We start from the raw sequence: 24,233 nt of genomic DNA, 5'->3' as shown, positions 1-24,233 counted from the left end.
AGCAGCCACCAAATACGACCTGCTCAACGTCAACGCCGGCACCACCGGCAACGCCGGCGGCGAAGGCTAGTCCCCACCGGCTCCCGTTTTATCCCGCGCTAAGCGCGAGATAAAACGGGTCCCTCGCCGGCGTGGCCCCACCCCACGCCCTACTCGGGCTGGGGCGCAACGCACGGCTGTGGCCGGTGAACCTTTCTGGTTTCACCGGCCACAGCCATCACACCCCAAATTCAGAGGAGCTCAAGACGGCTCCTTCTAGGCACTTTCAGGATGCGTGGAGGCTTCAATGAACAGCAGAACGGCCCGGATCGCAGATGCGCTCCGCACGCAGTTGTGGCCTGTACCGGCTATTGCAGTACTAGTAGCGCTGGCACTGGGGACAGTACTACCAGCACTAGATGCTGCGCTGGATACCAAACTGCCGGGGAACATCTCGGGGTTCCTTTTCGGTGGCGGACCTGACGCTGCGCGGGCCGTACTGCAAGCCATTGCAGGCTCCCTCATTACAGTCACCTCCTTGACTTTCTCCCTGACAGTGGTCACCTTGCAATTGGCCAGTAGCCAATTCTCTCCCCGGGTCCTAAGGACCTTTGCTGCCGATAAGTTTGTCCACTACACCCTGGCCCTATTCATGTCCGCGTTTGCATTTGCCTTGACAGTGCTGCGCACTGTGCGGAGCGCCAGCGGCCCAACAGCAGGATTTGTCCCGGAAATTTCCGTCACGCTCGCCTTCCTGCTCTCAATTGCCAGCATTCTAGGACTCGTCTTGTTCTTGGCACACCTCACTCGGGAAATCCGGGCAGAAACCATGATGCAACGCGTTGCCGACGAAACCAGGGCCACGTTAGAACGCTGTTTTCCGCCAGACCGGGCGCCGTGGCGTCCCGCCCCGCCCGCAGGGCCTGGATTTATCAGGATCGAAGCCGCTCGGACAGGATTTCTGACATCGGTTGACTACCAGGAACTGATCCGCCTTGCCGTAGCTGAAGGGGCGGTGATCAGGATTGATAAGACACCGGGAAGTTCCGTGATCCAAGGGGTCCCGTTCGCCACTGCCTGGCCGCTGGATTCCAGCCTTGAATTTGATCTGGAAACAGCTAAACGGTTGGCCAAAGGCAGCACTAAGGCCATTCATACCGGCAGCGAACGCACTCACGTTCAGGATGTGGCCTTTGGCTTCCGCCAGTTAGTAGACGTTGCTGCACGAGCGCTCTCCCCCGGGGTAAACGACCCCACCACCGCTGTGCACGTTCTGGGCCACCTTTCCGGACTCCTCTGCCAGCTCCCTGCCAGAATGCCCGGCACACAGTGTCTGATGGATGAGCAGAACAGAGTCCGAGTGGTCTTGACCCTTCCAGAGTTGGCAGACCTTCTTGACTTGTCCATGGCGCAGCCACGCCTCTACGGGACCAGTGATCCTGAAGTTGCCGAGCGTTTGCTAGAACTACTTCAGGAATTGTCCTGGTCAGACCATGCCGGGTCCTACCGGCCCGTTATTCTCCATCAGGCTCAAAACATGGAAACTGCCATCAAATCAGCCGGACATCTGCCCCAAAAAACGGCAGAATTATTGGAAAGCGCGCGAGCCTTGGTGGCAGCGAATACGGAGCAGCTTCCGCCATCAGCCTCCAGCCTATGAGCTCACAAATAGGCATCACCGCCCGCCTGAGCGCCACCAATAGCGTTGACTCGCAGCTCAGGACATATCCTCAAGACATGGCAGTAAAGAAATCACCGGCTACAGTGGCGCGGGATCATGGCGGATCAAATACCTTGGAACGGCTGCGAGCCAACATTGGCCCCTTGTCCACCATGATGCGCAGGGAACTTGAAAACACGCTTCCCTGGTACCGGAGGCTCAGCGCCGACGAACGTTCATCCCTAGGTCTCGTGGCACAGAACGGGATAGCCGCGTTCGTCTCCTGGTACGAACACCCATCATCTCCTAGCTGGGTCCTTTCTGATGTCTTCGGCACAGCTCCCACCGAGCTCACGCGCTCAATCAGCTTGCAGCGGGCGCTGCAGCTGATCCGGACCGTTGTCCAAGTGGTCGAGGACAGAGTGCCTGAACTAGCTGCGCCGGAGGAACAAGTGGCCTTGCGCGAAGCCGTTCTACGCTACTCTCGCGAGGTGGCCTTTGCCGCTGCAGACGTCTACGCCCGTGCCGCGGAAAACAGGGGTGCCTGGGATACTCGGTTAGAGGCGCTGGCTGTTGATGGCATCCTCCGCGGGGAGAATTCCGATGCCCTCCAATCACGCATCTCAGCCTTGGGTTGGACCTCGCGCGGACGGTTCACCATCATGGTGGGCCCCGCGCCGTCAGAACCGAATGCCCTTTTCCTCTCCACGCTGCGCCGCGCAGCAGGACGTTTTGCCGAAGATGTCATGGTGGGCATTCAAGGCGATAAGTTAATTCTGGTGCTGGGCAACGTGGCGAATCCCGATTCAGCCTATGTGCGCCTGAGTGAACTGTTTGCCCCGGGACCGGTTGTGCATGGACCGCTGGCAACAACGCTGGCCGAGGCTACCGCCTGCGCCAAGGCGGCTTTCGCCGGCATGTCAGTAGCCAAGGGCTGGTCCGCCGCCCCGCGTCCGGTATCAGCCGAGGACCTGTTGCCTGAGCGTGTCATAGGGGGCGATGATTCTGCCCGCCAAGTCCTGCTGACGAGCATTTACCGCCCGCTTGTGGCAGCATCCAATGGCCTGGAGGAAACCCTGAGCAGTTACCTGCAGGGTGGGCATTCCTTGGAGGCTGCGGCCCGTGACCTTTTTGTTCACTCCAACACCGTCCGTTACCGGCTGCGACGCGTGTGCGATGTCACAGGATGGGATCCGCTCATTCCCCGTGAAGCGTTTGTCCTCCAAACAGCCTTGATTGTGGGCAGGCTCGCCACACCGGCAAAACTGGCAGGCACACAAAGCCCCAAGCAGCCTGGCAAGGCCCCGTGAGAGCCGCTTTGGGACGGCCGGGAGCGTTTACCGGCGGCCAGGAATGGCCCGGAGCGCACTTGCAGCCACTGAATTTTCAGGCCAGCACACTGTGCATATCCCACCAAGAGACGTAACGATGACGCGCCGAGACCCGGGAGCATTGTAGACTTCCTACAAATTGTGCCGAAGAGCTTGGTGTATGGAAACACCCTAAAAATGCTGTTAAGTTTGGAAAGCTGGTTAATGTGCTTGCAATAGTCTGCCCAGGTCAGGGCTCTCAATCCCCAGGATTCCTTTCGCCATGGCTAGAACTCCCTGGTGTCCAAGAACAACTGGCCTCCCTGAGCGAGGCCGCGGGCATTGATTTGCTCACCCACGGCACCCTTTCAGATGCGGAAACCATCAAGGACACAGCCGTTGCTCAGCCGCTGATCGTGGCTGCCGGGCTCATCACAGCCCAAGCGCTCCTGGGCGAAGACGCAACCTCTGCGCTGGTTCCCGGCACCATGGTGGTAGCTGGCCACTCCGTCGGTGAAATCACGGCCGCTGCCCTGACCGGAACTCTCTCCAACTCCGATGCCATGGCCTTTGTGCGGGAGCGGGCCAACCGCATGGCAGACGCCGCTGCCGTGACTCCCACGGGCATGGCAGCTGTTGTGGGCGGGGATCCCGAAGAGGTCATCGCCGCCATCGAAGCCGCCGGTCTCACCCCGGCAAATATGAATTCCAAGGGCCAGACCGTGGCCGCGGGCACGCTGGATCAGATTGCGGCCCTGGTCGCGGCCCCTCCCACCAAGGCCCGGGTCATCCCCTTGCAGGTTGCCGGCGCGTTCCACACCCACCACATGGCCCCGGCCGTCTCCGCCTTGCAAGCGCTGGCCCCGTCACTTACTCCGCACACACCCAAGGTGGCGCTACTCTCCAACTACGACGGCGCCGTCGTACCTTCCGGGGAAGCGGCACTTGCCTCACTCATCGCCCAGGTGTCACGGCCCGTGCGCTGGGATAAGTGCATGGAAACCATGTCCATCATGGGTGTCACCGGGCTGATCGAGCTGGCCCCCGCTGGCACGTTGACAGGCTTGGCCAAACGCGGAATGTCCGGGGTGGCCACCATTGCGGTGAAAACACCCGAAGATCTCCAAGCTGCCCGAGAAGTGCTGGCAGCACACCTTTCATCGGAAGCAGGATCACTGTGAGCACCCCCACTTTGAAGGCAAACCCCACGCGGGCCGGTTCCCAGATCTTGGGCATTGGCGCCTACCGCCCGTCCATCATTGTCAGCAACGAGGACGTGTGCCAGTGGATTGACTCCTCTGACGAATGGATCCGCCAACGCACAGGCATCATCACCCGGCACCGCGCCCCCAAGGACGTCTCCGTGGTGGACATGGCCGTCTCGGCAGGCGCCGAGGCCATTGAAAAAGCTGGCATTGAGGCCTCCCAGATTGGTGCGGTGCTGGTTTCGACAGTGACGCACCCGTACGCCACACCCTCGGCTGCCACTTTGATCGCCGACCGTCTCGGTGCCACCCCTGCCCCTGCCTACGACATCTCCGCAGCTTGTGCTGGCTACTGCTACGGCGTGGCCCAGGCGGACTCCCTGGTCCGTTCAGGAACCGCGGAGTATGTGCTGGTCATCGGCGTTGAGAAGCTTTCCGATGTCATCGACAACCATGAGCGCACCATTTCCTTCCTGCTCGGTGACGGCGCCGGCGCCGTGGTGATAGGCCCCTCCGAGGATCCCGGCATCAGCCCCTCCGTGTGGGGTTCGGACGGTAGCAAGTGGGACACCATTGGCATGACCCACTCCCAGCTGGATATCCGTGACTTCAGCGAGCAGGCCATGAAGGGCGACGGCGTAGCCCTCGCCGCGGCTGACGAGGCCCACTCCACGCTGTGGCCCACACTGCGCCAAGACGGCCAGACAGTGTTCCGCTGGGCCGTGTGGGAAATGGCGAAGATGGCCAAGAAGGCCCTCGTCGATGCCGGCATCACCGCCGAGGATCTGGGCGCCTTTGTGCCGCACCAGGCCAATATGCGCATCATTGACGAGCTTGCCAAGCAGCTCAAACTGCCTGAGCACGTCATCATTGGACGTGACGTTGCCGATGCTGGAAATACCTCCGCCGCCTCTATCCCCCTGGCAACACACCGCTTGCTGGCAGAGAACCCCGAGCTCTCCGGTAAACTTTCGCTTCAGATCGGCTTTGGTGCCGGACTGGTGTTTGGCGCCCAAGTTGTGCGTCTGCCCTAAAAACGTATCCCCCTCAACCGAGGGTGATCATCATGCCTGAAATGATCAAGTCCTTGATCACAGCAAAAGAAGAAAAGGAGCCGTCAATGGCTAGCAACGAAGAAATCCTGGCTGGTTTGGCCGAAATCGTTAACGAAGAGACCGGACTTGCCCCCGAGGCAGTTGAGCTGGATAAGTCCTTCACAGATGATCTGGACATCGATTCCATCTCCATGATGACCATTGTTGTCAACGCTGAAGAGAAGTTTGATGTGAAGATCCCGGACGAGGAAGTCAAGAACCTCAAGACCGTTGGCGACGCTGTCAGCTTCATCGCAGGCGCACAGGCCTAAGCCTGAGCCCTGTGTTCGTCTCAACCCGCAGTAGCGGACTGTGACACCGTGGTTGGCCGGATCTGCAGGACACCGGCCAACCACATCACCACCCCCCGACCTGCCCCCAAATTTTTGTAGAGAGTTGAACCATGGCCCGCAAAGTAGTCATCACCGGTTTGGGTGCCACCACACCCATTGGCGGCGACGTCCCGACCATGTGGAAGAACGCCCTCAAGGGTGTTTCCGGCGCCCACACCCTCACCGACGACTGGGTGGAAAAGTACGACCTTCCAGTGCATTTCGCCGCCAAGGCATCAACTCCTGCCACCGAGGTGCTCAGCCGCGTCGAGGCCAAGCGCATGGACCCCTCAACACAGTTCGCAGTTGTGGCGGCTCGTGAGGCGTGGAAAGACTCCGGTATCGAAGAGGTTGACCACGACCGCCTCGCAGTAGCCTTTGCCACCGGGATCGGCGGAGTCTGGACCCTTCTTGACGCGTGGGACACCCTGCGTGAAAAGGGTCCGCGCCGGGTCCTGCCCATGACGGTTCCCATGCTCATGCCCAATGGCCCGGCAGCAGCCGTCAGCCTGGACCTTGGCGCCCGTGCCGGAGCCCACACTCCCGTCTCCGCCTGCGCCTCAGGCACCGAAGCCTTGCACATTGCCCTTGAGCTGATCCGCTCGGGCAAGGCCGACGTGGTGGTGGCCGGTGGTGCCGAAGCCGCCATCCACCCCATGCCGCTGGCTTCCTTCGCCGCCATGCAGGCGCTCTCCAAACGCAACGATTCCCCCGAGACGGCTTCACGGCCCTACGACATCAGCCGTGACGGTTTTGTCATGGGTGAGGGCGCCGGCGCACTGGTGCTAGAAGCCGAGGAGCACGCCTTGGCCCGTGGCGCCCGTATCTACGGCGAGCTGGCTGGAACTGCTGTCACCGCAGATGCCTACCACATCACGGCTCCGGACCCCCAGGGCCTGGGTGCAACCCGCGCCTTGAAGGCAGCCCTGTTCGATGCCCGTGCAATGCCTGAGGACGTGGTGCATGTCAATGCTCACGCCACGTCAACGCCTGTCGGTGACAAGCCGGAATACACCGCGCTTAAGGCCGCCCTTGGCGATCACGTCGATAACGTGTGCGTTTCCGCCACGAAGTCGCAGATGGGGCACCTGCTGGGTGCCTCGGGTGCTGTGGAGTCGGTGCTGACCGTTCTGGCCGTCTACCACCGTTTGGCCCCTGTCACCATCAACTTGGAGAACCAGGACCCGGAAATCCCCCTCGATGTTGTCACCGGTTCCCCGCGTGAACTGCCCGAGGGTGAGATCATGGCACTGAACAACTCATTCGGCTTCGGCGGTCACAACGCTGTTGTGGCAATCCGTAGCACGGGCCCGAAGGTTGAACTCTCCTAATTTCCCCACTTTTTTATGGCTCTTGCGGACATCGGATTTTTCGCAGTAGCAGAGTGCGGGATTAAAATACGACGGCGGCACTCACCTTTTTGGTGGGTGCCGCCGTCGTTCTTTTATGCCTTAATGGAACTGGTGTCCATCGCGGCAAGAAAAACAGAGAGTTGCTTAGCCTACGTGGTGGAGCCACCGGACAGGGGCGCCTGCCGCCGCATGGCGGAAGGGTTCAAGTTCCTCATCCCAGGCTTCGCCAAGGGCTAGTGAGAGCTCCTGGTAGACAACCGTGGGATCGCCAGCACCGGATTCGTAGGCGTAGCGAATCCTATCTTCTGAAACCATGATGTTTCCGTGCACGTCCGTGACGGCATGGAAAATACCTAGTTCAGGGGTGTGGGACCAGCGCGAGCCGTCCACACCGGGGCTGGGATCTTCTGTCACTTCATAGCGGACATTGGCCCATCCGCGGAGAGCCGACGCCAGCCGGGCGCCTGTTCCTGCGGGTCCTTGCCAGAGGACTTCTGTGCGCAGCACATTTGGCGCCGCGGGCTGTGCAGTCCAGTGCAAGTCCGAGCGTTGTTCCATCACCCCTGCGATGGATGACTCAATATGTGGGCACATGACAGCCGGGGCTGAGTGCACAAATAAGACACCGCGCGTGGTTACTACCTTCATTCCATCCTCCATAGCAGTAGGTGCGTCTTCCCCAACGACCTTCTTATGGATGAAACTCTGGTTACACGGGCTTCTGTGCTGGCCTAAATTTTTGTGTGTTTTACCCGTCCTTCGGGGCTGTTAATAGATTCTATTGCTTTTGCTTCCTCTCATTGTGCCGCAGCGGATCACATTACGCCACCGTAGTGACTTGGAGCGCGTTTGTTCAAGCCCGTGGATGCGCTGTGCGGTAACTTTCCCGCAGCCGTTCCACGGAAACATGTGTGTACAACTGGGTTGTGGCCAATGATGTGTGACCAAGAATTTCCTGCACCGACCTCAGATCAGCCCCACCGTCCAGGAGGTGAGTGGCCGCAGTGTGACGCAACGTGTGGGGTCCGGTTGCGGAGGTATCACCCATGGCACGCAAAAGCCGGTCTACCACGGTGCGCACTGCACGCTGGTCAATCCGCCCTCCGCGCTTGCCCAAGAACAAGGCAGATCCTGCCCCTGCTTTCAGCAGGGTAAGCCTGCCAGTCTCCAACCAATCCCCCACGGCCTTTTCTGCCGGTACACCGAAGGGAACAATCCGCTCCTTGTTGCCCTTGCCCAGAACCTTCAAGGTACGCCGTTCCCGGTTGATGTGGCCCACGTCCAGGCCCGCCAATTCTCCAACACGAATACCTGTTGCATAGAGCAGCTCCACCATGGCTAGGTCCCGCACTGCTACGGCGTCCCCGGACTGCGCTGAGGCAGTGAGTTCCTCCAAGAGCCGGCGTATTTGTTGTTGTTGCAATACCCCCGGCAGTGTCTTCTCGCTCCGGGGCGCTTTGAGGCGAAGTGCCGGATCCACCGTGATGATCTCTTCTCGAAGCGCCCACGCTGTGAAGCTTCGGACCGTGGCGGCACGCCGGGCAAGGGTTGAGCGGGCCAGCCCAGCGCTACTTTGCTCGCCGAGCCAACGCCGCAGTGAGCTGAGGTCCAGCTCGGCCAAGTGCGTATTGCCTTCGGTGACGGCGTGGATCAGTAGCGCATCAATGTCCCCGAGGTAGGCCCGCACCGTATGTTCTGACCGTCCCCGCTCGTGACGTAAATAGCGGGCAAAGGCGTCAGCTGCGCTGGCAAGGGCAGGCGGCAGGGCGGCCCGTTCTTCTGATTCCACACACCCACTGTGCGCCAGCGGGCTGACATGGGCAAGTTACCTCGCCGTACTGGGAGAAACTCTACTCAGCCAAGACCTGCCGTTTGGAGGTACTCCCCGAGCGTGTCATTATTCAGGGCCTTCCCTATAGCAGTCAGGGCATTGTCATCGGCCAAGACAATGGACTGCCCGTCTGCGCTTGTTCCCGTCCCTAAGGTAGGCAAGGTAAAAGCGATCACGTCTGATCCACGGACACCATTCAGACTCAAGGCAAGCGCGCCTAGAGTTGCGGCATTCAGGGTGGAATCCACACTGACATAGGGAGAAATCTCTTTCACGAGCGTTGTCACTTTGAAGGGGTTGGTCATTGTTGCCGGTGACATGACCTCGTTCAGCACTGCCCTCAGGAATAGTTGCTGATCCTTCACCCGCTGATAATCGCCGTCAACAAAGGCGTAGCGTTCCCTTACGAACGCCAGAGCCTGATCGCCGTCGAGTTTTTGCGGACCGGCCTTGAAGGTGAAGTTGCCATGAACGGAAGTGAAGTCCAACGGTACGTTGACCTGCACACCCCCCAAGGCGTCAGTGACTGACTTAAACCCCTGGAAATCAATAACTGCCACGTGATCGATCCTGGTTTTAAACAGTCCTTCCAGTGTTTGGACTACCAGAGGAACACCCCCGTAAGCCATAGCCGCATTGATTTTGGCTGGCCCCACCCCGGGTATATCTACCCACATGTCACGCATGATTGACATCAAATACAAATGGTGGCGATCCGCCGGCACGTGCAACCACATGATGGTGTCCGAGCGCTGGTTGGAGGGGTCGCCTGCTTCGGCGAGGTTCAGGCCATCTCCGCGGCTGTCACTGCCTAGCAGCAAAATATTCTGGGCCTGTGCAGCTGGCCCTTCCGTCGGCTTGACGGGCCGGAATCTCTCTTGGGGGAATGCGTGAGGGATACTCTGGGTCTGGCTATTGAAGGTGTGGGCAAGATTGGCAATAAAAGCCACACTACTTAGTGCTGCAATCACGAAGATTGCGAGAAAGACCAGCAGAATACTCCGCCCGGTGTTGCGCCGGCGGCGGGCGGGAACAGGCCGATCCGCTTCGATGCTCATAGAGGCATGACTCATAGAGTCATGATGCCACCGCCCTGAGGTTTTGTCTGTGCCACCGTAGCAACCGTTACCTATCCCCCGAAGGATTCCCGGAACGTTACGCGTGGTTCTGGCACCTCACGATCTGCGGCTTCGTTTCCAGCCACCGCCTAATCGTTCAGCAAGCCCCAAGACTTCCAAACGAGCCAAACCCGAAAGCACAGTTGCTGCACTGAGCCCGGCCACTACGCACAGCTTTTCCAAGGTGGTGGCTGAGTGCAATGGTAAGGCATCCAACAGCAGCAAATCTGAGGTCCCCAGCCCGTCATGCAAGGCGGCTTCAACATACGGCTCCGTGGATAGGTGTTCGCCTATGCCGCCTGCCAATTCCGCGATATCCGCAGCATCAGTGACGCACACGGCAGAACCTTCCTTGAGCAGCCGGTGGCAGCCAGCAGAATTCGCCGAGTACACGGAACCAGGCACCGCCCCCACTAGCCTGCTCAGAGCTTCTGCATGGTGGGCGGTATTCAAGGCCCCTGAGCGCCAGCGAGCCTCGACAACAACGGTGACGGAGCTCAGCGCCGCGATGAGGCGGTTGCGCTGTAGGAAGCGGTAGCGAGTGGGGTTAGTGCCAGGTGGCACCTCTGAGACAACGAGTCCGCGCTCGGCAATGGTCCGCAGCAGATCTTCATTTCCTGAGGGGTAGAACCTGTCCACGCCGCCCGCCATAACGGCAATGGTGGGCGGGACGTCTTCTGCCGGCCGGTACCCGCCGCTGACGGCGTTGGTGCCTGCAAGCCCCGGCTTTGCCGTCTGCTCCAGCCTTGGCTCGAGCAGTGCCTGCTGAGGGGAGGGCTGGCGGGAAGGCTGCCGGGACGCGCTCAACGCTCCTCTGTGAGCGTGGGCATCAATTCCGTAGGCGCCTCCGCTGATCACGGTAAAGCCATGTTGCACAAGAGTGCTGGCAATTTCTGCGCTCACATTTGCCCCATAGCTGGTGCTGTCCCGTGAGCCCACCACGGAGATGCACCTGGCTTGTGCAGGTAACGCGGTAAGACTGCCCCGGCACCAGAGAGCAATGGGTGCGGCCAGTTCCAAATCCTCGAGCGCCGGAGGCCACTGTGGATCTTCTGGGACCAACAACCGCCCATGCAACCGTGCCACCGTGGCCAGATCACGTTCCGGCGCCACATCCACTAACCGTGGACGCCACCGTGTCAGTACTTCGCTTAGCCCGGCCCAACGTTCACAGCCCGCTGCTGAGAGAACGGAGGTCATTTCCTTCTCCACACGCGCATGGGAACTGTCACGGCCTCGAATGAAAGCCAGCGCGTCCTGCGCTCCGAGCACCTGGATGAGGGCTAGACCGGGCAGATCAGAGGGTTCCATCAGCCTAGACAATGCGGCCCTGGCAATCAGCAGGGACTGACTCACCCCTGCCTGCCTCAATTGCGCGTCTGCGCCATCTAATTCTGCGCCGTTCATGGTATTTCTCCTCGCTGCCGCAACGTCAGTGCCAAGCCAACGTCTTCGCTGCCCGGCTTTTCCCGTCCTTGAAGGTCTGCCACCGTCCACGCCAGCCGCAACACACGGTCATAGCCGCGGGCGCTGAGGACCCCCGTGCCCATGGCCTTGTCCAGCAACGCTGTCTCGCGCCCAGGCAGCCGCAAGGGCCCACGGAGCACCCTGCCGCTCAGGTCCGCGTTATGTGCCAGTCCCCACGGCTTCAACCGTTCACCGGCAATGTTGCGGGCCAGTTGTACCCGTGCGGCCACCTGCCGGCTCGACTCACGAGGACCGGAGTCCGCCAGTTGCGCCAATTGCACCTTGTTGACTTGAAGTTGGATATCAACCCGGTCCAGCAAAGGCCCTGAGAGCCTGCCAAAATAGCGGCGCCGAGCCATGGGAGTGCATTCGCAATGGATGCCTTTCCCCGTTGCTTTCCCGCAGGGACACGGGTTTGCGGCCATGACGAGCTGAAAGCGGGCCGGGTAGGAGGCCGTTCCGGCGGAGCGGTGCAGGATAAGTTCCCCGCTCTCCAACGGTTGCCTCAGCGCATCCAACACGCGCTTATCAAATTCCGGCGCCTCATCCAGGAATAGAACCCCACGATGTGCCCTGGTGGCGGCACCGGGCCGGGGAATTCCGCTGCCACCGCCAATGATGGCCGCCGTGCTGGCCGAATGATGCGGGCGCTCATACGGCGGTCGCCGGAGAAGCTCCCTTAGCCCGGAACCTCTGTGATCGAGGGAATGGATGGCCGTGACCTCCATGGCTTCGGCATCGCTAAGATCCGGCAAGAGTCCTGGCAACCGTTCCGCCAGCATGGTCTTGCCAGATCCCGGCGGCCCCACCATCATCAGGTGGTGGCCGCCCGCGGCAGCAATCTCCAAAGCCAGCCGTGCCACGGGCTGGCCTGCTACCTCAGCCAGATCCGCCTGCGGTTGAGCCGCAGCAGCTGGTGTTCCGGCCATCTGCGCAAAATCCCCGCCCTGCCAGCCCCCTTGAACCCCGCACAGCTTCTTTGGGTCTGCATTGAAAGCCAGAGCCACTTGGGCAAGATTGTCATAGCCGCGGACTTTGGCCCCCTTCACCAGCCGCGCCTCTGCCAAATTTGCGGTGGCCACAACAAAGTCCTCGCAACCAGCCGTGCACGCGGCCAGGACAGCTGGCAAGACTCCACGAACTGGCCGGAGCCGCCCATCCAGTCCCAGTTCGGCAATAAATACCGTACCCCCAGTGCGGTGCACATCACCGGCCGCATTCAAAGCTGCCATCACAATGGCAAGGTCAAAGCCCGAGCCCTTTTTGGGCAGCGATGCTGGCACCAAATTGACGGTGATCTTCCTCCTGCTCAAAGGGATCCCAGAGTTTTGCGATGCCGAACGGATCCTCTCCCGAGCTTCCGAAAGTGACGCGTCAGGAAGTCCTAACAGAACAAAGGCTGGCAGGGTTTGGCCAATGTCAGCCTCAACTTCAATCACGTGCCCGTTCAGGCCCACTAGCGCCACGGCAAGCGCCCGTCCCATACTCATCAAGCCACCCCCTTGAGGTGGTCGAAGCTCGGCGGACCAGCCGTGTCCATGACAATGCCCAGAGCATCAATGCGCAAAGATCCTCCCACGTACTGATGCTCCCTAGCCCAGAGCACAGCCAAAGTGCGCAGCCTGGACAGTTTGGCCTGCGTCAGGGCTTCGAGGGGATCCCCATACCGGCGGGAGCGGCGCGTTTTGACTTCAACAATGACTACTTCGCCACCATCTAACGCCACGAGATCAATTTCGCCGCTAGGACAACGCCAATTGCTGTCAATGACCCGAATGCCGCGGTCTTCCAAAAAGTCTGCGGCCATCCGCTCACCGGTCTGGCCGAGTATATCTTTTGCTTTCATGACTGCCTCCACGGCCAGCATTGCCGGGTTCGGAGCGCAGATAAAGGGAGCAAGGCCCCAGTGTGGACAGTACCGGCTACGCGGCGGCTGTGGAGGAACAACGCACGGCAAAGAAAACGAGCGGAAGGCAAGTTCCGGCGTCGTTCTTAGACCCACGGTGTGGCTTCAGGGTGTGGCTGGCAGCAAGGGTGTTAGTGCCAGCTCAGGTGAGGCACAGTTGAGGGCAGTGCCAAGCCGCTCAGCCGAAGGAACCCAACTCGCCGTCCTTGGGGATCTGCAGATCGTCAGACTTCATGAGCTCTTCAACGTTGACGTCCTTGAACGTGATGACCCGGACGTTCTTGACGAACCGGGCTGTACGGTAGACATCCCATACCCAGGCATCCTGCAGCGTCAGGTCAAAGTAAACTTCGCCGTCTGCCGAGCGGGCCTGCAAATCTACGTGGTTGGCCAAATAAAATCGGCGTTCAGTTTCCACCACGTAACTGAACAGATTCACCACGTCCCGGTATTCGCGGTAAAGCTGTAGTTCCATCTCAGTCTCGTAGTTTTCCAGATCCTCAGCACTCATGCATCCATCATCCATCACGCAGTGCCCACTTATCCAACGGGCCACGCTGGCGAACGGAGCCGGGGACAGCTTCTACAGCAGGCGCCAGGTCTTGCGATGATGGTCGGTGGGGCCTTCGCTGGCAATGGCGGCCTTGTGTGCCACTGTTCCGTAGCCCATGTTGGAGTCCCAGCCGAACGCAGGGAATTCCTGAGCCAACCCTGTCATGATGCCATCACGCTCCACTTTGGCCAGGACGCTGGCGGCCGCCACCGAGAGGCAGGTCATGTCAGCTTTGATTCGTGTCTGGATCCGCCACGGCGCCACGGCAGCCTCGGCTTCATGAGAGTGCGAAAAAAGATCCTGCTCAGGTGCTGAAAGCCAGTCTTGATTTCCATCTAAAATCACGAAGTCAGGAATCACGGTCACTGCCGCTTGGGCCATGGCCCGGCTGCCAGCCAGCCGCAGTGCACTCACCAATCCCAGGGCGTCAATTTCCGGCGCCTGGGCATGGCCTACAGCACTGGCTGCAGCCCAATCAATAATGGCGGGTACCAGTGCTTCCCGGACTGATACTCGCAAGAGTTTGCTGTCTTTGACGCCGGGTAGTTCGCGGGCTGTGTCTGGATGGATGATGACCACGCCAACGCTGACAGGTCCAGCCAGGGAGCCTCGCCCTACTTCATCGCACCCCGCCACAGCGAAATAGCCCTGTGCGGCGAGTTCTCGCTCCCACTCAAGGGTAGGCGCCGCGGCTGCCATTACGGGCCTGCCGTGGTGTCGGCACTGGTGCTCACGCTCTTGGTCTGCGGCTGCGGTACGTCAGCAAAAACGTCCGGGTAGTTGCCAAGGAAACCTAACCGGGACAGCGGCCAGGCAATGACAACAGCCCTACCCTCAACATCGGCGATCGGGACAAAACCGGTCTGGTCGTAGCTCTGGTGGTAGCGCGAATCTTGTGAGTTGTTGCGATGGTCCCCCATGACCCACAAGTGCCCTTCGGGGACGGTGACCTCAAAAGTGGTGTCCGAGGGTGCCGCTCCGGGGAAGAGGTAAGGCTCGGTGATGGCAGTGCCGTTGATGGTGATTTTTCCATCATTGTTGCAGCAGACAACCTTGTCTCCTGGCATGCCAATAACCCTTTTAACCAGGTGCTGTTGGGAACTATCCGGTGCCAGGCCAATGAAGGTGGCCACGTCGCTGAGCCATCCTGTGGGCCCGTTGACGTTGGTCTGCGGCTTGAGCCACCCTTGTGTGTCCTTGAAAACGACGACGTCCCCGCGCTGGAGAGCGAATGGCTGGGGCACGAGCAGGTTCACAAAGATCCTGTCGTTAATTTCCAGGGTGTTCTCCATGGAACCGGAAGGAATGTAGAAGGCACGGAACAGGAAAGTCTTGATCAGGAAGGACAACACCAGGGCAATAACAACAATGGTGAGCAGTTCTTTGCCCCATGCCAGCGCCTGCTTGCCTACTCGCTGTCCGGCAGAATCTGGAACATGCGTGGCCGGCTCTGACTTCAAATGGCGGGCTCGATGCTCCTGACGCACCCTCGCATCTGAAGATTCCGGGGTGGTTTCCCCTTGGGGAGCCGGCTCACCGGACTCTTCTGGAACATTGTGTTGCATCAGCGATTATTTCCTTAGCAAAGTCATCTCTAGCTACCTACATCCACACCTGGGGCAGGTGTGAGAAAAACGTTTACGGCAACCCAGCGGTGTTCTTACCACTGCCGGAGGCCTGCTCAAGCACGTGCATTCGGCCTAGTGGCCACACCGTGGCGATCGGAGAACCAATGACCCGTTCAGTGGAAATCAGCCCGCCCCCGGGAGCTCCCAGAAGAGATCTGGAATCCAAGGAAACATTGCGGTGATCACCCATTAGCCACAATTTACCTTGTGGGACGCGCACCTCGAACGTCAACGCGCTGGGATCATCCCCGGGATACAGGTAACTCTCAGTAACAGGGACGCCGTTGACCTCCAACAATCCGCTCGCGGAGCAGCATTTGACCGTGTCTCCGGCAACGCCAAGTACGCGCTTGACGTAGATGTTGTCATTGGGCACCAGTCCCAGCCATTGTCCGGCCCCCACAATGGCGTCCGCTACGTCTCCTGCCCCCGAATTCCAGGGCACAAATGATCCCCTACCGTCAAAGACCACCACGTCGCCGCGTTCAATGGCCCTGTTGGTGAAGGCCACCCGGGAAACCAAAACGCGGTCGCCGGTGAGAAGCAGCGGTTCCATGGATTCCGACGGGATGTAGTAAACATCCATCCAAACATTGCGGACCAATGCCAGGAAAAGAAAGATGACCGCTACGCCAAGAACAACAAAACGCCAGCCCAGTTTCCTGGACTGGCGTTTCGCTTGAGTCAAAGTGCGAATCCCTTTGTTACTTGGTGGGAAGGTTGTCGCGCTTTTCCTTGATCTTGGCAGCCTTGCCGCGCAGGTTACGCATGTAGTACAGCTTGGCGCGGCGCACGTCACCCTTGGTAACGACCTCGATCTTATCCAGTACCGGGGAGTGTACCGGGAAGGTACGCTCTACGCCGACGCCGAAGGAGATCTTGCGGACCGTGAAGGTCTCGCGGATGCCGTCGCCCTGGCGGCCAAGGACAAAGCCCTTGAATACCTGAACACGTGCGCGGGAACCTTCAATAATGTTCACATGAACATTAACGGTATCGCCTGCACGGAAGGTGGGGATGTCGCTGCGCAGGCTGGCTGCGTCAACAGAATCGAGAAGATGCATTTTCTCACTCCAGGTAAACGCCACAGGTCATTTACTTTGTGTCACGTTTCCCGCGGGCGGCATACAGCCAGTCCTGGGAAGCGAAAGAATTGGACCGGTTCCCATGGATGGGACACCGGTGTGCTGCCTGTTGACGAACGCTCCCCCTGTAGCAGGAACGCGCCCAGTCGAGCACATCTGTCTATTTTGCCACACTCAAGGCTCTGGAACTAATTGAGTTAACTAGCTTTCCTGGCGTTTGATTGCTTTTCCATGCTCGACGGCGTACCCAAGTTCCCAGAGCACGTTGCGTTCGGCTTTACTGAAGTTGGAGACGTCCAGAGCGTCAATCAGATCCGGGCGGCGCTCCGCGGTGCGGCGCAGCTGGTGTTCCCTCCGGAACTTAGCAATCTTGCCGTGGTTGCCGCTCAGCAGCACCTCGGGGACTTCCCGATCCCGCCAACTGGAGGGTTTGGTGTAGACGGGGTATTCCAGCAGCCCGTCAGAGTGGGACTCCTCAATGAGGGATTCGGGGTTGCCCACCACACCGGGGATGAGCCGGCCAATGGCTTCCACCATGGCCAGCACAGCAACTTCGCCACCGTTGAGCACATAGTCACCCAGGCTCACGGGGCGGACAATGTAGTCCTCCGCAGCCCATTCCAGCACCCGCTCGTCGATGCCTTCGTAGCGGCCACAAGCGAAGACAAGATGTTTCTCTTGGGCAAGTTCGTAGGCCAGAGCCTGATTGAAAACCTCACCAGCCGGGGCAGGCACAATCAAGGTGGGCCGTGCGCCGTCGGCCGCGGGGGAGGTGGCGGCAATGTCGGTGAGGGCCTGCGCCCACGGTTCCGGCTTCATGACCATGCCTGCCCCGCCACCGTAGGGTGTGTCATCCACGGTACGGTGCCGGTCAGCCGTGTAGCTGCGCAAGTCATGAACTACCAGTTCCAGCAACCCTTCCGTGCGAGCCTTGCCGATCAGGCTCAGATCCAGGGGTGCCAGGTATTCGGGGAAGATGCTGACTACGTCAAAGCGCATTACGCCTGCGTTCCTTCCGAACCGTCGGTGCCGGTGGTGGGCTTGGTGCCGGTGAGATCGGCAGCCTCGCCGGACTCGTCGCTGGCACTGACTTCCTTGTTGACAGTGAACAGACCGGCCGGTGGGGTCAGTAGAACATAACCGTCCTCGATGTTGACCTCGGGAACAATCTCGTCAACAAACGGGACCAGAACCTCGTCCCCATCGGCGTCTTCGACGATGAGCAGATCCTGCACGGCCTGGGTCCGCAGCCCCGTCACCTTACCAACCACGGCCTTGCCTACCCGCACTTCAAGGCCCAGCAATTCGTGTTCGTACCAGGCGTCGTCGTCTTGGTCATCATCGGATTCGAAGAACAGGCTGGCGCCGCGCAGCAGCTCGGCTTCATTGCGCGTGGTGGTGCCTTCGAAGCCCAGCAGGAGGATGTCCTTGTTCCAGCGCGAGCTCTTGACGGTGAGCTGGCCAATGGTGGCCGGTTCCACAACGAACTCGGCGCCGGGACTAAAGCGGGAGTCGGGGGCGTCGGTGAGGACCAGAACAGTCACTTCACCTTTAATGCCGTGGGGCTTGCCAATCCGGGCGACCTGGACCTGCATGGGTACTCCTCATGTGTTGCTGAAATTTGGGGAAAAATTTGGCCCCGTCACCGTGTTGGTGCCGGGGCCAAACGTTTGGCTTTACTGCTGAAAACTTGATGCAGCGCTAGCTGCTCCAAGATCCGGCCAGGTTAGTGGCGGCGATCCGTGTCAACAACGTCAACACGCACCGACTCGCCATGGGCCAGAGCGGCAACCACTGTGCGCAAGGCACGGGCGGTGCGACCCTGGCGGCCAATAACCCGGCCCAGATCGTCTTGATGAACTCGCACTTCGAGGGATTCCCCGCGGCGGTTGTTCTTGACGCTCACCTTGACGTCCTCGGGAGAGTCAACTATCCCGCGAACAAGGTGCTCCAGCGCTTCAGCCAACAAGTTACTCGGCCTCGGTGCTCTCGGTTGCCTCTGCCTCGTCAGCCTTCTTGGCCTTCTTGGTGATGGCTTCCTTGACAACAACGTTCTTGGCTTCCGGAGCTACGAAGGGAACCTTGGGAGCCTTGGTCTTCAAGGTGCCTTCGGCGCCCTTGAGTCCCTTGAACTTCTGCCAGTCACCGGTGATCTTCAAGATCTTGGCAACAGGCTCAGACGGCTGAGCACCGACGGAAAGCCAGTACTGAGCGCGGTCGCTGGTGACCTCAATGAAGGACGGGTTTTCGGTCGGGTGGTACTTACCGATTTCCTCGATGGCACGGCCGTCACGCTTTGAGTGTGAGTCCATGACGACGATGCGGTAGTACGGGGCGCGCATTTTACCAAAGCGCTTAAGGCGAATCTTTACAGCCACTTTTGTGGTTACTCCTGGTTCGAAAAAGGGGCGAAATCCGTTTTACGCTCCCGTGGGGCGGGCCGTGCGGCGGACTTCTAAGGACAGGATCATCACACGGAGAGAGGGGCCATGCGGATCGAGTACCTGTCCATTATGCCAGATTAATAACGGACTGTGCGACTCGTTACGCAACCGAGTTTGTGTGTCATCCGTCATGGACGAGAACCAACAGATGCGACTTCGCGAAAATGATCCTGATCCCGCTTTCTGATCCCGGAATTTCGGGGTCCGAAAGCGGGATCAGGATCATTTTAGAGTTCCATGCGGCAGAGTTCCGGGCTATGTTACTCGGCGGAGTAGAAGAACAGGGCCATCTTCGCGTTGTCCTCGGCGGCTGCCAAGGCTGCTGCGGCCATGGCAGCCAGAGCGCGCAGCAGCGGCTCGGTGATTTCCGGGGTGGATTCCATTTCCTCCGCAGCAGCCCATTGCGCAGCCAGCTCGGCAATGTCCTCGGGCTCTTCGAGGGCATTAAGTTCTGCAAAGACCTCAAGGAGCGCATCTGGCACGGCAAACAAGTTATCCAGTTCAATATCAACCAAGCTGAGCTCTGCCCCAACACCCGTGGCATGGACTTTCTTGACGGCAAATTCGCCCAAGACTTCAATTTCAAAGTCGCTCAGGCCCGGAGTTGGCAGGACCGGCACGTCGATGAGTGGAGACTTCCCTGCCATCCGCGCCTTGGCCCGGGCAACAGCCTGGTGGTGGTCTGCAATGAAGAACTCTGAGTAATTGGCCACGCATAAGCCTTTCAAGTTGGGGATCCGGGATGCATTATTCCCGGGCGCCCGGGGTGTTAATGCCCAGACTGTACGGAATCAACACTAACGCGGATCCGGTTTTTCCACGGATCCTCAAATTGAATCTCGGCACCCGTTGCGGCAACCGCAATGCCGTGGTGGGCCAAACGCTCCGCCAGGGCCCCGACGTCGTCCTTGCCGGGCACCTGAATGAGCACCTCCCCGAGCCCGAGGGTGTCCTTGCGGGGACCGGCACCGCGGCTGTTCCACACGTTCATGGCCATGTGATGGTGGTAGCCGCCCGCCGAGACGAACAGTGCCTGACCATGGAATCCTGCGCTCTTTTCAAAGCCGAGAATGTTCACGTAGAACTTTTCCGCGGCGCGGATCTCACCCACCTGCAGATGGACATGCCCGACGCCGGCCGCCGCATTGCGCTGTTCGGTCACGGATTCCTCGCTCAGGTGCGATTCGAGGTAGCGCTGAGGCGGGAGGGACAGGGTGGCCATCTCCACCTCGCCATTCTTCCATTGCCACTGATCCCGTGGACGGTCCCAGTACAGCTCAATGCCGTTGCCTTCGGGATCGGTGAAGTAGAAGGCCTCGGAGACCAGATGATCTGCGCTGCCAGCGAAGGCCTGGGGGTTGTAGCGGGCTGCGGTGGCTACCGTGGCGGCCAGAGCGGACTGGTCATTGAAGAGCAGTGCCGTGTGAAAGAGCCCGGCCTCGCCGCTGCCCGGAAGGCGCAGATTCCCGGCTGGCTGCAGGTGCACCAAAGGTGTGGTGCCGCGGCCCAAGTACTGACCACCGTCCGCTTCGGCAACTACATCCAGAGCCAAGGCCCGGTGGTAGTAGTCGGCCATAGCTTTCATGTTGCCCACCTTGAGCATCACGGTGCCCATGGTGAGCTCTGCTGACAAAAGGTCTTGTGCGGCGGTCATATTTGCTCCAAGGTTTAGCGCGATTACACCACCACAACTACTTGAAGCTTCAAGTTATTCCAGGGGGCGGGGTTCTAGGGGCACGGGTTCTTGGGGCGGGGGCTGCTAGGCGGGCAGAACGGCCTTCATGGCTATCCGGGCGCCCATACCCTCCAGACCCGCAGCCGCCTCCGCGGTACGCAACACGGCCAGTTCCTGTCCGTACTCTTCCGGTCGCAGCTCCGTGAATCCACACCTGGCATAGAAGGGGGCATTGAAGGGCACCTGTTTAAATGTAATGAGTGTCATGGAAGTGAATCCCGCTTCACGCGCCCAGGCTTTGGCGGCTGCCACGAGGGCACGCCCACTCCCTTGGCGTGCGTAGTCCGGGCTGACGGCCAGTTGCTGCAGATGCGCCGCACCGTCCACAATCTCCAACCGGATGAAGCCCACTGGTGGGCGGCCGGCAACCATGATGTGGAAGGCACCGGCATAATCAACCGCTGTCCCGGGCGGCGGGAAGTTTCCGTAGGGCAGAGGTGGTGTCAGGGAACCAAACGCCTGGTCCGCTGCGGCCTCAAGCTCAGGCAGGAGCGAGAACTCACTGAGCGCTGCGGGCCGAATTTCTAGCATGGCGCAAGTCTAGTTCCCGGCTGTGACATGTGATTGGAGCCGCAGTCACGCAACCCGTCAAGGGTACCGGGGCCGTCTCAGCCCCGCAGCTGGCCGCCGGTGACACGTGCCTGCGTTTCAGCTATGAATGATCCGATGATTCCTGCGCCCTCCTCGGTATCCTGTGGACGGTGGCCGCCGCGGGACACCACGTGCCGGGCTCCCGTGGTGGCGAGGTAATCAGCCACTTCCTCATACAGTGGTTCCCAACCACCTGTCAGTACCAGAGTGGGGACGCCTGGCACAATGTGCAGCGGCGCTTCCCATGACGGGGACTGCAGGCGCAGCCGTGCCGAGACTCGGCCAATGGATTCAGGCCCCTGAGCACTACCTATCACGGTCCGTCCCGAACCGGCGCCAACCGTTCCGGAAACCTCCGAACGGTACCCTCCGGAACCGGCCCCTCCAGGGGCAGCCGTCAGCCGGTAGTACTCGCGAGCAAAATCTTCGTCGCTGAGCTCAGTGCGCCGGGCAAACAGCGGTTCCAGGTGCTCACGGTACGCCATGGTTGCCGGTAGTTCCGCTGTCAATGAGGTCAGTGCAGGTTCCACCAGCGTCAGTGACCGGACCAAGTGCGGGTGTTCCACGGCAGCCATCATGGCCGCAATGGCACCTTGGGCGTGCGCCACAACATGGCCGCCTGCCCCCAAGGCATCGGCAACAATCCGAGCGTCGGTAAAAAAATTTGTCGCCGTAGGCTCTGCAAACGCATCAAATCCGCTGCGCTTGAGGAACAAGGCGTCATAGCGTCCAGCCAGCAAGTGCTGGGCGGGCCAGGCTGCGGCACCAAACCCGTCGAGCCCGTGGACGAACACAATCCGGGTTTTACTCATTTAGGCAGGGTACCGGATCACTCTGACATTCCCCCGCCGGGAGGAGGCCCACCGAGCAGAGTGTTGACGGCGACGTGAGCGTTGATGGGGAAATGGCACGCTGTCAGGTGAGGCACGGTTCCGGCTGCGGCAGCCGATGCGGTGGCTTCTACCAGAGATTCAGGTGGCAGGGGCACCGTTCCACCTCCGGGCTGTAGAGGCGGCACCACCTGCGCACAAATCTCCTGAGCCGCAGGACAGCGGGTGCGGAAACGGCAGCCGCTGGGCGGGTTCATGGCTGAGGGCAACTCGCCGGCAACGCCAAGTTTGGCCTTGGCCCGCTCCACCACGGGGTCGGGAATGGGCACGGTGTCTATCAACCCGCGCGTGTAGTGGTGCTGAGGGTGGGCATAGACCTCGGCGGCCGGGCCCACCTCCACCATCTTGCCCAGGTACATCACTGCAATGACGTCAGATAGATAGCGCACCACGGACAAATCGTGGCTAATGAACAAGTAAGTCAGCTCGCGGTCATGCTGGAGCTCCTTCATCAGGTTCAGCACCTGCGCCTGAACGGAGACATCCAGCGCTGAAACGGGCTCGTCGGCGACTATCAGCCCGGGTTGCAATGCCAGCGCCCGAGCCAGGCCGATGCGCTGGCGCTGGCCACCGGAAAATTCGTGCGGGTACCGTTCGGCGGCCCGGGCTGGCAGCCCCACGGAGGCCAGTAGTTCATCGACGCGGTCATTACCTTCTCTAGCCGAGCCAACGTGTTGAATGTCCAGCGGCTCGCGCAGGATGGAACGAACCCGCATCCGCGGGTCAAGGGAGGCGTAGGAGTCCTGGAACATGAACTGTACGTTCCGCCGGCCCTCCTTCGCCTCCTTGCCGCGCGGGATGGCCAGTGTCACCTCGGAGACTGCACTGATGTCACCCACATGGCGGCGCAGAATAGCCCCGGCTGGGACAGGGAAGCCCTTGATCACGTGTGTGATCTGCAACAGCGGCACGCCATCCTTCGGGATGAAGGTGGCAGGCGCCACCCTTGCGAGCTCGGGGACGGTGGTGCGCAAATCTGCGGCCTCTGACACATACAGCGGCGTGGTGCATGGAACAAAGCAGGCATATTGCTGCGGCCGGCCGCCGTTCCGGGTTTGGTACACGTTGCGGCCTGGCCCGGCGTGACGGACCAGCCATTGTCCGTGAGGTACTTGGTGGCTGCGGAGATGTCGAACGGGTAGGGGTTAGTTTGCTCCGTGGTAGAAATCAGCGGACTCTCCGGGAACAGCGGCACGGGGCCGGTGGTCTGGAAGCCGTAATTCTTAGCCGCGTTGGTGATGATTCCTTTCTGGTCAACCACGGATTGCAGTGCCTGGCGGAAGTACAGCTGCTTGAAGACCGGCACCACCGTGGGGTTGTTGTAGTTGATCGGGAAGTAGTTGATGCCGTACAGATTCCACGGCGCCATAGTGTAGTTGGCACTGAGTGGATTTGGCCCTGGTTGATCTGGTGTGGAGTTGGCAGGACGCGGGGAGCTCAGATCTTGCGTGGGAATATAGCCCACATCTATGGCGCTGGCACCGCGCAAGACATTGAACTCGGCGGCGTCCGTAGTGAACGGCACCTCAATGAATTCCTTCAGGGTGGCCTTCACCGATCCGGAGTACTTGGTGCTCGGGTCAAAGGTGATGTGCCTGTCGGCATTGAAACTCTTGAGCATCCAGGGGCCGTCAACAACCTTCCACAACGGGTTCGTTGCGTAGGTAGGCAGATCCTTGGGTGCGGACACCAGATAGGTGTAAACGGCTGCACAGCTTGCCTCATTCGTGGCACACTCGCCCTTGGCCGTGGCACTGGTCATAGCCCAGGCCGGGGGCATCGGTGTGATCTGACTGAGCTGGTTGTACAGCATCCACTGCTCGCTATAAACCTTGTCGGTTGTGAACATGACTGTCTTAGCATCCGGTGCAGTAGCTAAGGAAAGGTTGTCCGGGAACTGCCTCGGTACATAGGCGGCAAAGTTGGTCTTTTCGGCTTTGGACATGTTGTACCAGAACATGACAGCAGTGGAGGTAACGTCCGTCCCGTTGGACCACTTGTAGTCCTTGAGAGTGATGGCGAGCGTGTTGCCCGGTTGCTAGACAGAAGCTGG

The 24,233-nt window shown here is 60.1% G+C and carries 26 protein-coding genes and 1 pseudogene; 6 read left to right on the top strand and 21 right to left on the bottom strand.

Features of this window, described 5'->3' with window-relative positions:
* Positions 1-286 precede the first annotated feature (286 nt).
* The 6 genes from CVS29_RS16180 (at position 287) to fabF (ending at position 6,911) form a co-directional block, all read left to right on the top strand.
* The gene (locus CVS29_RS16180; protein ID WP_110107379.1) at positions 287-1,639 is read left to right on the top strand and encodes a DUF2254 domain-containing protein; all 1,353 of its coding nucleotides are present in this window, start codon (positions 287-289) and stop codon (positions 1,637-1,639) included.
* Between the two features lie 77 nt (positions 1,640-1,716).
* On the top strand, positions 1,717-2,949 hold the full coding sequence (locus CVS29_RS16175) for a PucR family transcriptional regulator (protein WP_110107398.1): 1,233 nt from the start codon (positions 1,717-1,719) through the stop codon (positions 2,947-2,949).
* Positions 2,950-3,176: 227 nt separating this feature from the next.
* On the top strand, positions 3,177-4,130 hold the full coding sequence (locus CVS29_RS16170; RefSeq protein WP_110107377.1) for an ACP S-malonyltransferase: 954 nt from the start codon (positions 3,177-3,179) through the stop codon (positions 4,128-4,130).
* Positions 4,127-5,188, top strand: coding sequence for a beta-ketoacyl-ACP synthase III (locus CVS29_RS16165; RefSeq protein ID WP_110107376.1), 1,062 nt, complete (start codon positions 4,127-4,129; stop codon positions 5,186-5,188). Before CVS29_RS16170 ends, CVS29_RS16165 begins: the two co-directional genes overlap by 4 nt.
* Positions 5,189-5,274: 86 nt before the next feature.
* A complete protein-coding gene (locus CVS29_RS16160; RefSeq protein ID WP_038462997.1) occupies positions 5,275-5,520 on the top strand; it encodes an acyl carrier protein in 246 nt (81 codons plus the stop codon).
* Between the two features lie 131 nt (positions 5,521-5,651).
* Positions 5,652-6,911, top strand: coding sequence for a beta-ketoacyl-ACP synthase II (fabF, locus tag CVS29_RS16155; protein WP_110107374.1), 1,260 nt, complete (start codon positions 5,652-5,654; stop codon positions 6,909-6,911).
* 165 nt (positions 6,912-7,076) lie between these two features.
* Here the strand turns inward: fabF and CVS29_RS16150 are convergent, their stop codons facing one another.
* From CVS29_RS16150 to CVS29_RS16050, 21 genes and pseudogenes are all read right to left on the bottom strand, one after another.
* Positions 7,077-7,580 (bottom strand): DUF3145 domain-containing protein, encoded by a 504-nt coding sequence (locus tag CVS29_RS16150; RefSeq protein ID WP_110107372.1) that lies wholly within the window; start codon positions 7,578-7,580, stop codon positions 7,077-7,079.
* A gap of 205 nt (positions 7,581-7,785) precedes the next feature.
* Positions 7,786-8,721, bottom strand: a complete 936-nt coding sequence (locus tag CVS29_RS16145; RefSeq protein WP_110107370.1) for a tyrosine recombinase XerC — start codon at positions 8,719-8,721, stop codon at positions 7,786-7,788.
* Between the two features lie 65 nt (positions 8,722-8,786).
* Positions 8,787-9,836, bottom strand: coding sequence for an LCP family protein (locus CVS29_RS16140; protein ID WP_245932291.1), 1,050 nt, complete (start codon positions 9,834-9,836; stop codon positions 8,787-8,789).
* 102 nt (positions 9,837-9,938) lie between these two features.
* On the bottom strand, positions 9,939-11,192 hold the full coding sequence (locus CVS29_RS16135) for a DNA-processing protein DprA (RefSeq protein ID WP_373366722.1): 1,254 nt from the start codon (positions 11,190-11,192) through the stop codon (positions 9,939-9,941).
* A gap of 92 nt (positions 11,193-11,284) precedes the next feature.
* The gene (locus CVS29_RS16130; protein WP_110107366.1) at positions 11,285-12,838 is read right to left on the bottom strand and encodes a YifB family Mg chelatase-like AAA ATPase; all 1,554 of its coding nucleotides are present in this window, start codon (positions 12,836-12,838) and stop codon (positions 11,285-11,287) included.
* A complete protein-coding gene (locus tag CVS29_RS16125; RefSeq protein ID WP_110107394.1) occupies positions 12,838-13,194 on the bottom strand; it encodes a YraN family protein in 357 nt (118 codons plus the stop codon). The genes CVS29_RS16130 and CVS29_RS16125 overlap by 1 nt, the downstream gene beginning before the upstream one ends.
* A gap of 238 nt (positions 13,195-13,432) precedes the next feature.
* Positions 13,433-13,765: a DUF2469 domain-containing protein gene (locus tag CVS29_RS16120; protein WP_110107364.1), complete on the bottom strand. Its 333-nt coding sequence runs from the start codon at positions 13,763-13,765 to the stop codon at positions 13,433-13,435.
* Between the two features lie 72 nt (positions 13,766-13,837).
* The gene (locus CVS29_RS16115; RefSeq protein WP_110107362.1) at positions 13,838-14,506 is read right to left on the bottom strand and encodes a ribonuclease HII; all 669 of its coding nucleotides are present in this window, start codon (positions 14,504-14,506) and stop codon (positions 13,838-13,840) included.
* Positions 14,506-15,372 carry a signal peptidase I gene (lepB, locus tag CVS29_RS16110; RefSeq protein WP_110107360.1) on the bottom strand — a complete coding sequence of 289 codons (867 nt, stop codon included), beginning with the start codon at positions 15,370-15,372 and terminating at the stop codon, positions 14,506-14,508. Before lepB (CVS29_RS16110) ends, CVS29_RS16115 begins: the two co-directional genes overlap by 1 nt.
* Positions 15,373-15,445: 73 nt before the next feature.
* Entirely contained in the window at positions 15,446-16,123 is a 678-nt protein-coding gene (gene lepB / locus CVS29_RS16105; RefSeq protein WP_110107358.1) for a signal peptidase I, read from the bottom strand.
* 16 nt (positions 16,124-16,139) lie between these two features.
* A complete protein-coding gene (rplS, locus tag CVS29_RS16100; protein ID WP_110107356.1) occupies positions 16,140-16,499 on the bottom strand; it encodes a 50S ribosomal protein L19 in 360 nt (119 codons plus the stop codon).
* Positions 16,500-16,721: 222 nt separating this feature from the next.
* On the bottom strand, positions 16,722-17,519 hold the full coding sequence (gene trmD, locus CVS29_RS16095) for a tRNA (guanosine(37)-N1)-methyltransferase TrmD (RefSeq protein ID WP_110107354.1): 798 nt from the start codon (positions 17,517-17,519) through the stop codon (positions 16,722-16,724).
* Positions 17,519-18,115 carry a ribosome maturation factor RimM gene (gene rimM, locus CVS29_RS16090; protein WP_110107352.1) on the bottom strand — a complete coding sequence of 199 codons (597 nt, stop codon included), beginning with the start codon at positions 18,113-18,115 and terminating at the stop codon, positions 17,519-17,521. Before rimM ends, trmD begins: the two co-directional genes overlap by 1 nt.
* A 131-nt stretch (positions 18,116-18,246) precedes the next feature.
* Complete coding sequence (locus CVS29_RS16085) at positions 18,247-18,489, bottom strand: RNA-binding protein (RefSeq protein WP_110107350.1); 243 nt, start codon at positions 18,487-18,489, stop codon at positions 18,247-18,249.
* A 1-nt stretch (position 18,490) separates the two neighbouring features.
* On the bottom strand, positions 18,491-18,898 hold the full coding sequence (gene rpsP / locus CVS29_RS16080) for a 30S ribosomal protein S16 (RefSeq protein WP_110107348.1): 408 nt from the start codon (positions 18,896-18,898) through the stop codon (positions 18,491-18,493).
* 326 nt (positions 18,899-19,224) lie between these two features.
* Positions 19,225-19,677 carry a hypothetical protein gene (locus CVS29_RS16075; protein WP_110107346.1) on the bottom strand — a complete coding sequence of 151 codons (453 nt, stop codon included), beginning with the start codon at positions 19,675-19,677 and terminating at the stop codon, positions 19,225-19,227.
* A gap of 56 nt (positions 19,678-19,733) precedes the next feature.
* Positions 19,734-20,618, bottom strand: coding sequence for a VOC family protein (locus CVS29_RS16070; RefSeq protein ID WP_110107344.1), 885 nt, complete (start codon positions 20,616-20,618; stop codon positions 19,734-19,736).
* 105 nt (positions 20,619-20,723) lie between these two features.
* A complete protein-coding gene (locus CVS29_RS16065; protein ID WP_110107342.1) occupies positions 20,724-21,230 on the bottom strand; it encodes a GNAT family N-acetyltransferase in 507 nt (168 codons plus the stop codon).
* A gap of 77 nt (positions 21,231-21,307) precedes the next feature.
* Entirely contained in the window at positions 21,308-22,102 is a 795-nt protein-coding gene (locus tag CVS29_RS16060) for an alpha/beta fold hydrolase (protein ID WP_110107341.1), read from the bottom strand.
* Between the two features lie 17 nt (positions 22,103-22,119).
* Positions 22,120-23,091 (bottom strand): oligopeptide/dipeptide ABC transporter ATP-binding protein, encoded by a 972-nt coding sequence (locus CVS29_RS16055; RefSeq protein WP_373366693.1) that lies wholly within the window; start codon positions 23,089-23,091, stop codon positions 22,120-22,122.
* Positions 23,064-24,200: pseudogene (locus CVS29_RS16050) on the bottom strand (ABC transporter substrate-binding protein); the annotation flags it as partial. The gene CVS29_RS16055 and the pseudogene CVS29_RS16050, both read right to left, overlap by 28 nt.
* Positions 24,201-24,233 lie beyond the last annotated feature (33 nt).

This window comes from Arthrobacter psychrochitiniphilus, from assembly GCF_003185915.1.
In the GTDB taxonomy this organism is placed as follows: domain Bacteria; phylum Actinomycetota; class Actinomycetes; order Actinomycetales; family Micrococcaceae; genus Specibacter; species Specibacter psychrochitiniphilus.
Note: the sequence above shows the minus strand (reverse complement) of the source record. Positions and strands in the feature narration are given on the sequence as shown.

Bases quoted from the DNA above. Each gene is read 5' to 3' on its own strand.
- CVS29_RS16065 (WP_110107342.1), bottom strand. From the start codon at position 21,230: ATGCTAGAAATTCGGCCCGCAGCGCTCAGTGAGTTCTCGCTCCTGCCT.
- trmD (WP_110107354.1), bottom strand. From the start codon at position 17,519: ATGCGCTTTGACGTAGTCAGCATCTTCCCCGAATACCTGGCACCCCTG.
- CVS29_RS16150 (WP_110107372.1), bottom strand. From the start codon at position 7,580: ATGAAGGTAGTAACCACGCGCGGTGTCTTATTTGTGCACTCAGCCCCG.
- fabF (WP_110107374.1), top strand. From the start codon at position 5,652: ATGGCCCGCAAAGTAGTCATCACCGGTTTGGGTGCCACCACACCCATT.
- CVS29_RS16070 (WP_110107344.1), bottom strand. From the start codon at position 20,618: ATGACCGCCGCACAAGACCTTTTGTCAGCAGAGCTCACCATGGGCACC.
- lepB (WP_110107360.1), bottom strand. From the start codon at position 15,372: ATGCAACACAATGTTCCAGAAGAGTCCGGTGAGCCGGCTCCCCAAGGG.
- CVS29_RS16135 (WP_373366722.1), bottom strand. From the start codon at position 11,192: ATGGAACCCTCTGATCTGCCCGGTCTAGCCCTCATCCAGGTGCTCGGA.
- CVS29_RS16130 (WP_110107366.1), bottom strand. From the start codon at position 12,838: ATGAGTATGGGACGGGCGCTTGCCGTGGCGCTAGTGGGCCTGAACGGG.
- CVS29_RS16180 (WP_110107379.1), top strand. From the start codon at position 287: ATGAACAGCAGAACGGCCCGGATCGCAGATGCGCTCCGCACGCAGTTG.
- CVS29_RS16125 (WP_110107394.1), bottom strand. From the start codon at position 13,194: ATGAAAGCAAAAGATATACTCGGCCAGACCGGTGAGCGGATGGCCGCA.
- CVS29_RS16175 (WP_110107398.1), top strand. From the start codon at position 1,717: ATGGCAGTAAAGAAATCACCGGCTACAGTGGCGCGGGATCATGGCGGA.
- CVS29_RS16120 (WP_110107364.1), bottom strand. From the start codon at position 13,765: ATGAGTGCTGAGGATCTGGAAAACTACGAGACTGAGATGGAACTACAG.
- CVS29_RS16140 (WP_245932291.1), bottom strand. From the start codon at position 9,836: ATGAGTCATGCCTCTATGAGCATCGAAGCGGATCGGCCTGTTCCCGCC.
- CVS29_RS16160 (WP_038462997.1), top strand. From the start codon at position 5,275: ATGGCTAGCAACGAAGAAATCCTGGCTGGTTTGGCCGAAATCGTTAAC.
- CVS29_RS16115 (WP_110107362.1), bottom strand. From the start codon at position 14,506: ATGGCAGCCGCGGCGCCTACCCTTGAGTGGGAGCGAGAACTCGCCGCA.
- CVS29_RS16060 (WP_110107341.1), bottom strand. From the start codon at position 22,102: ATGAGTAAAACCCGGATTGTGTTCGTCCACGGGCTCGACGGGTTTGGT.
- rplS (WP_110107356.1), bottom strand. From the start codon at position 16,499: ATGCATCTTCTCGATTCTGTTGACGCAGCCAGCCTGCGCAGCGACATC.
- rimM (WP_110107352.1), bottom strand. From the start codon at position 18,115: ATGCAGGTCCAGGTCGCCCGGATTGGCAAGCCCCACGGCATTAAAGGT.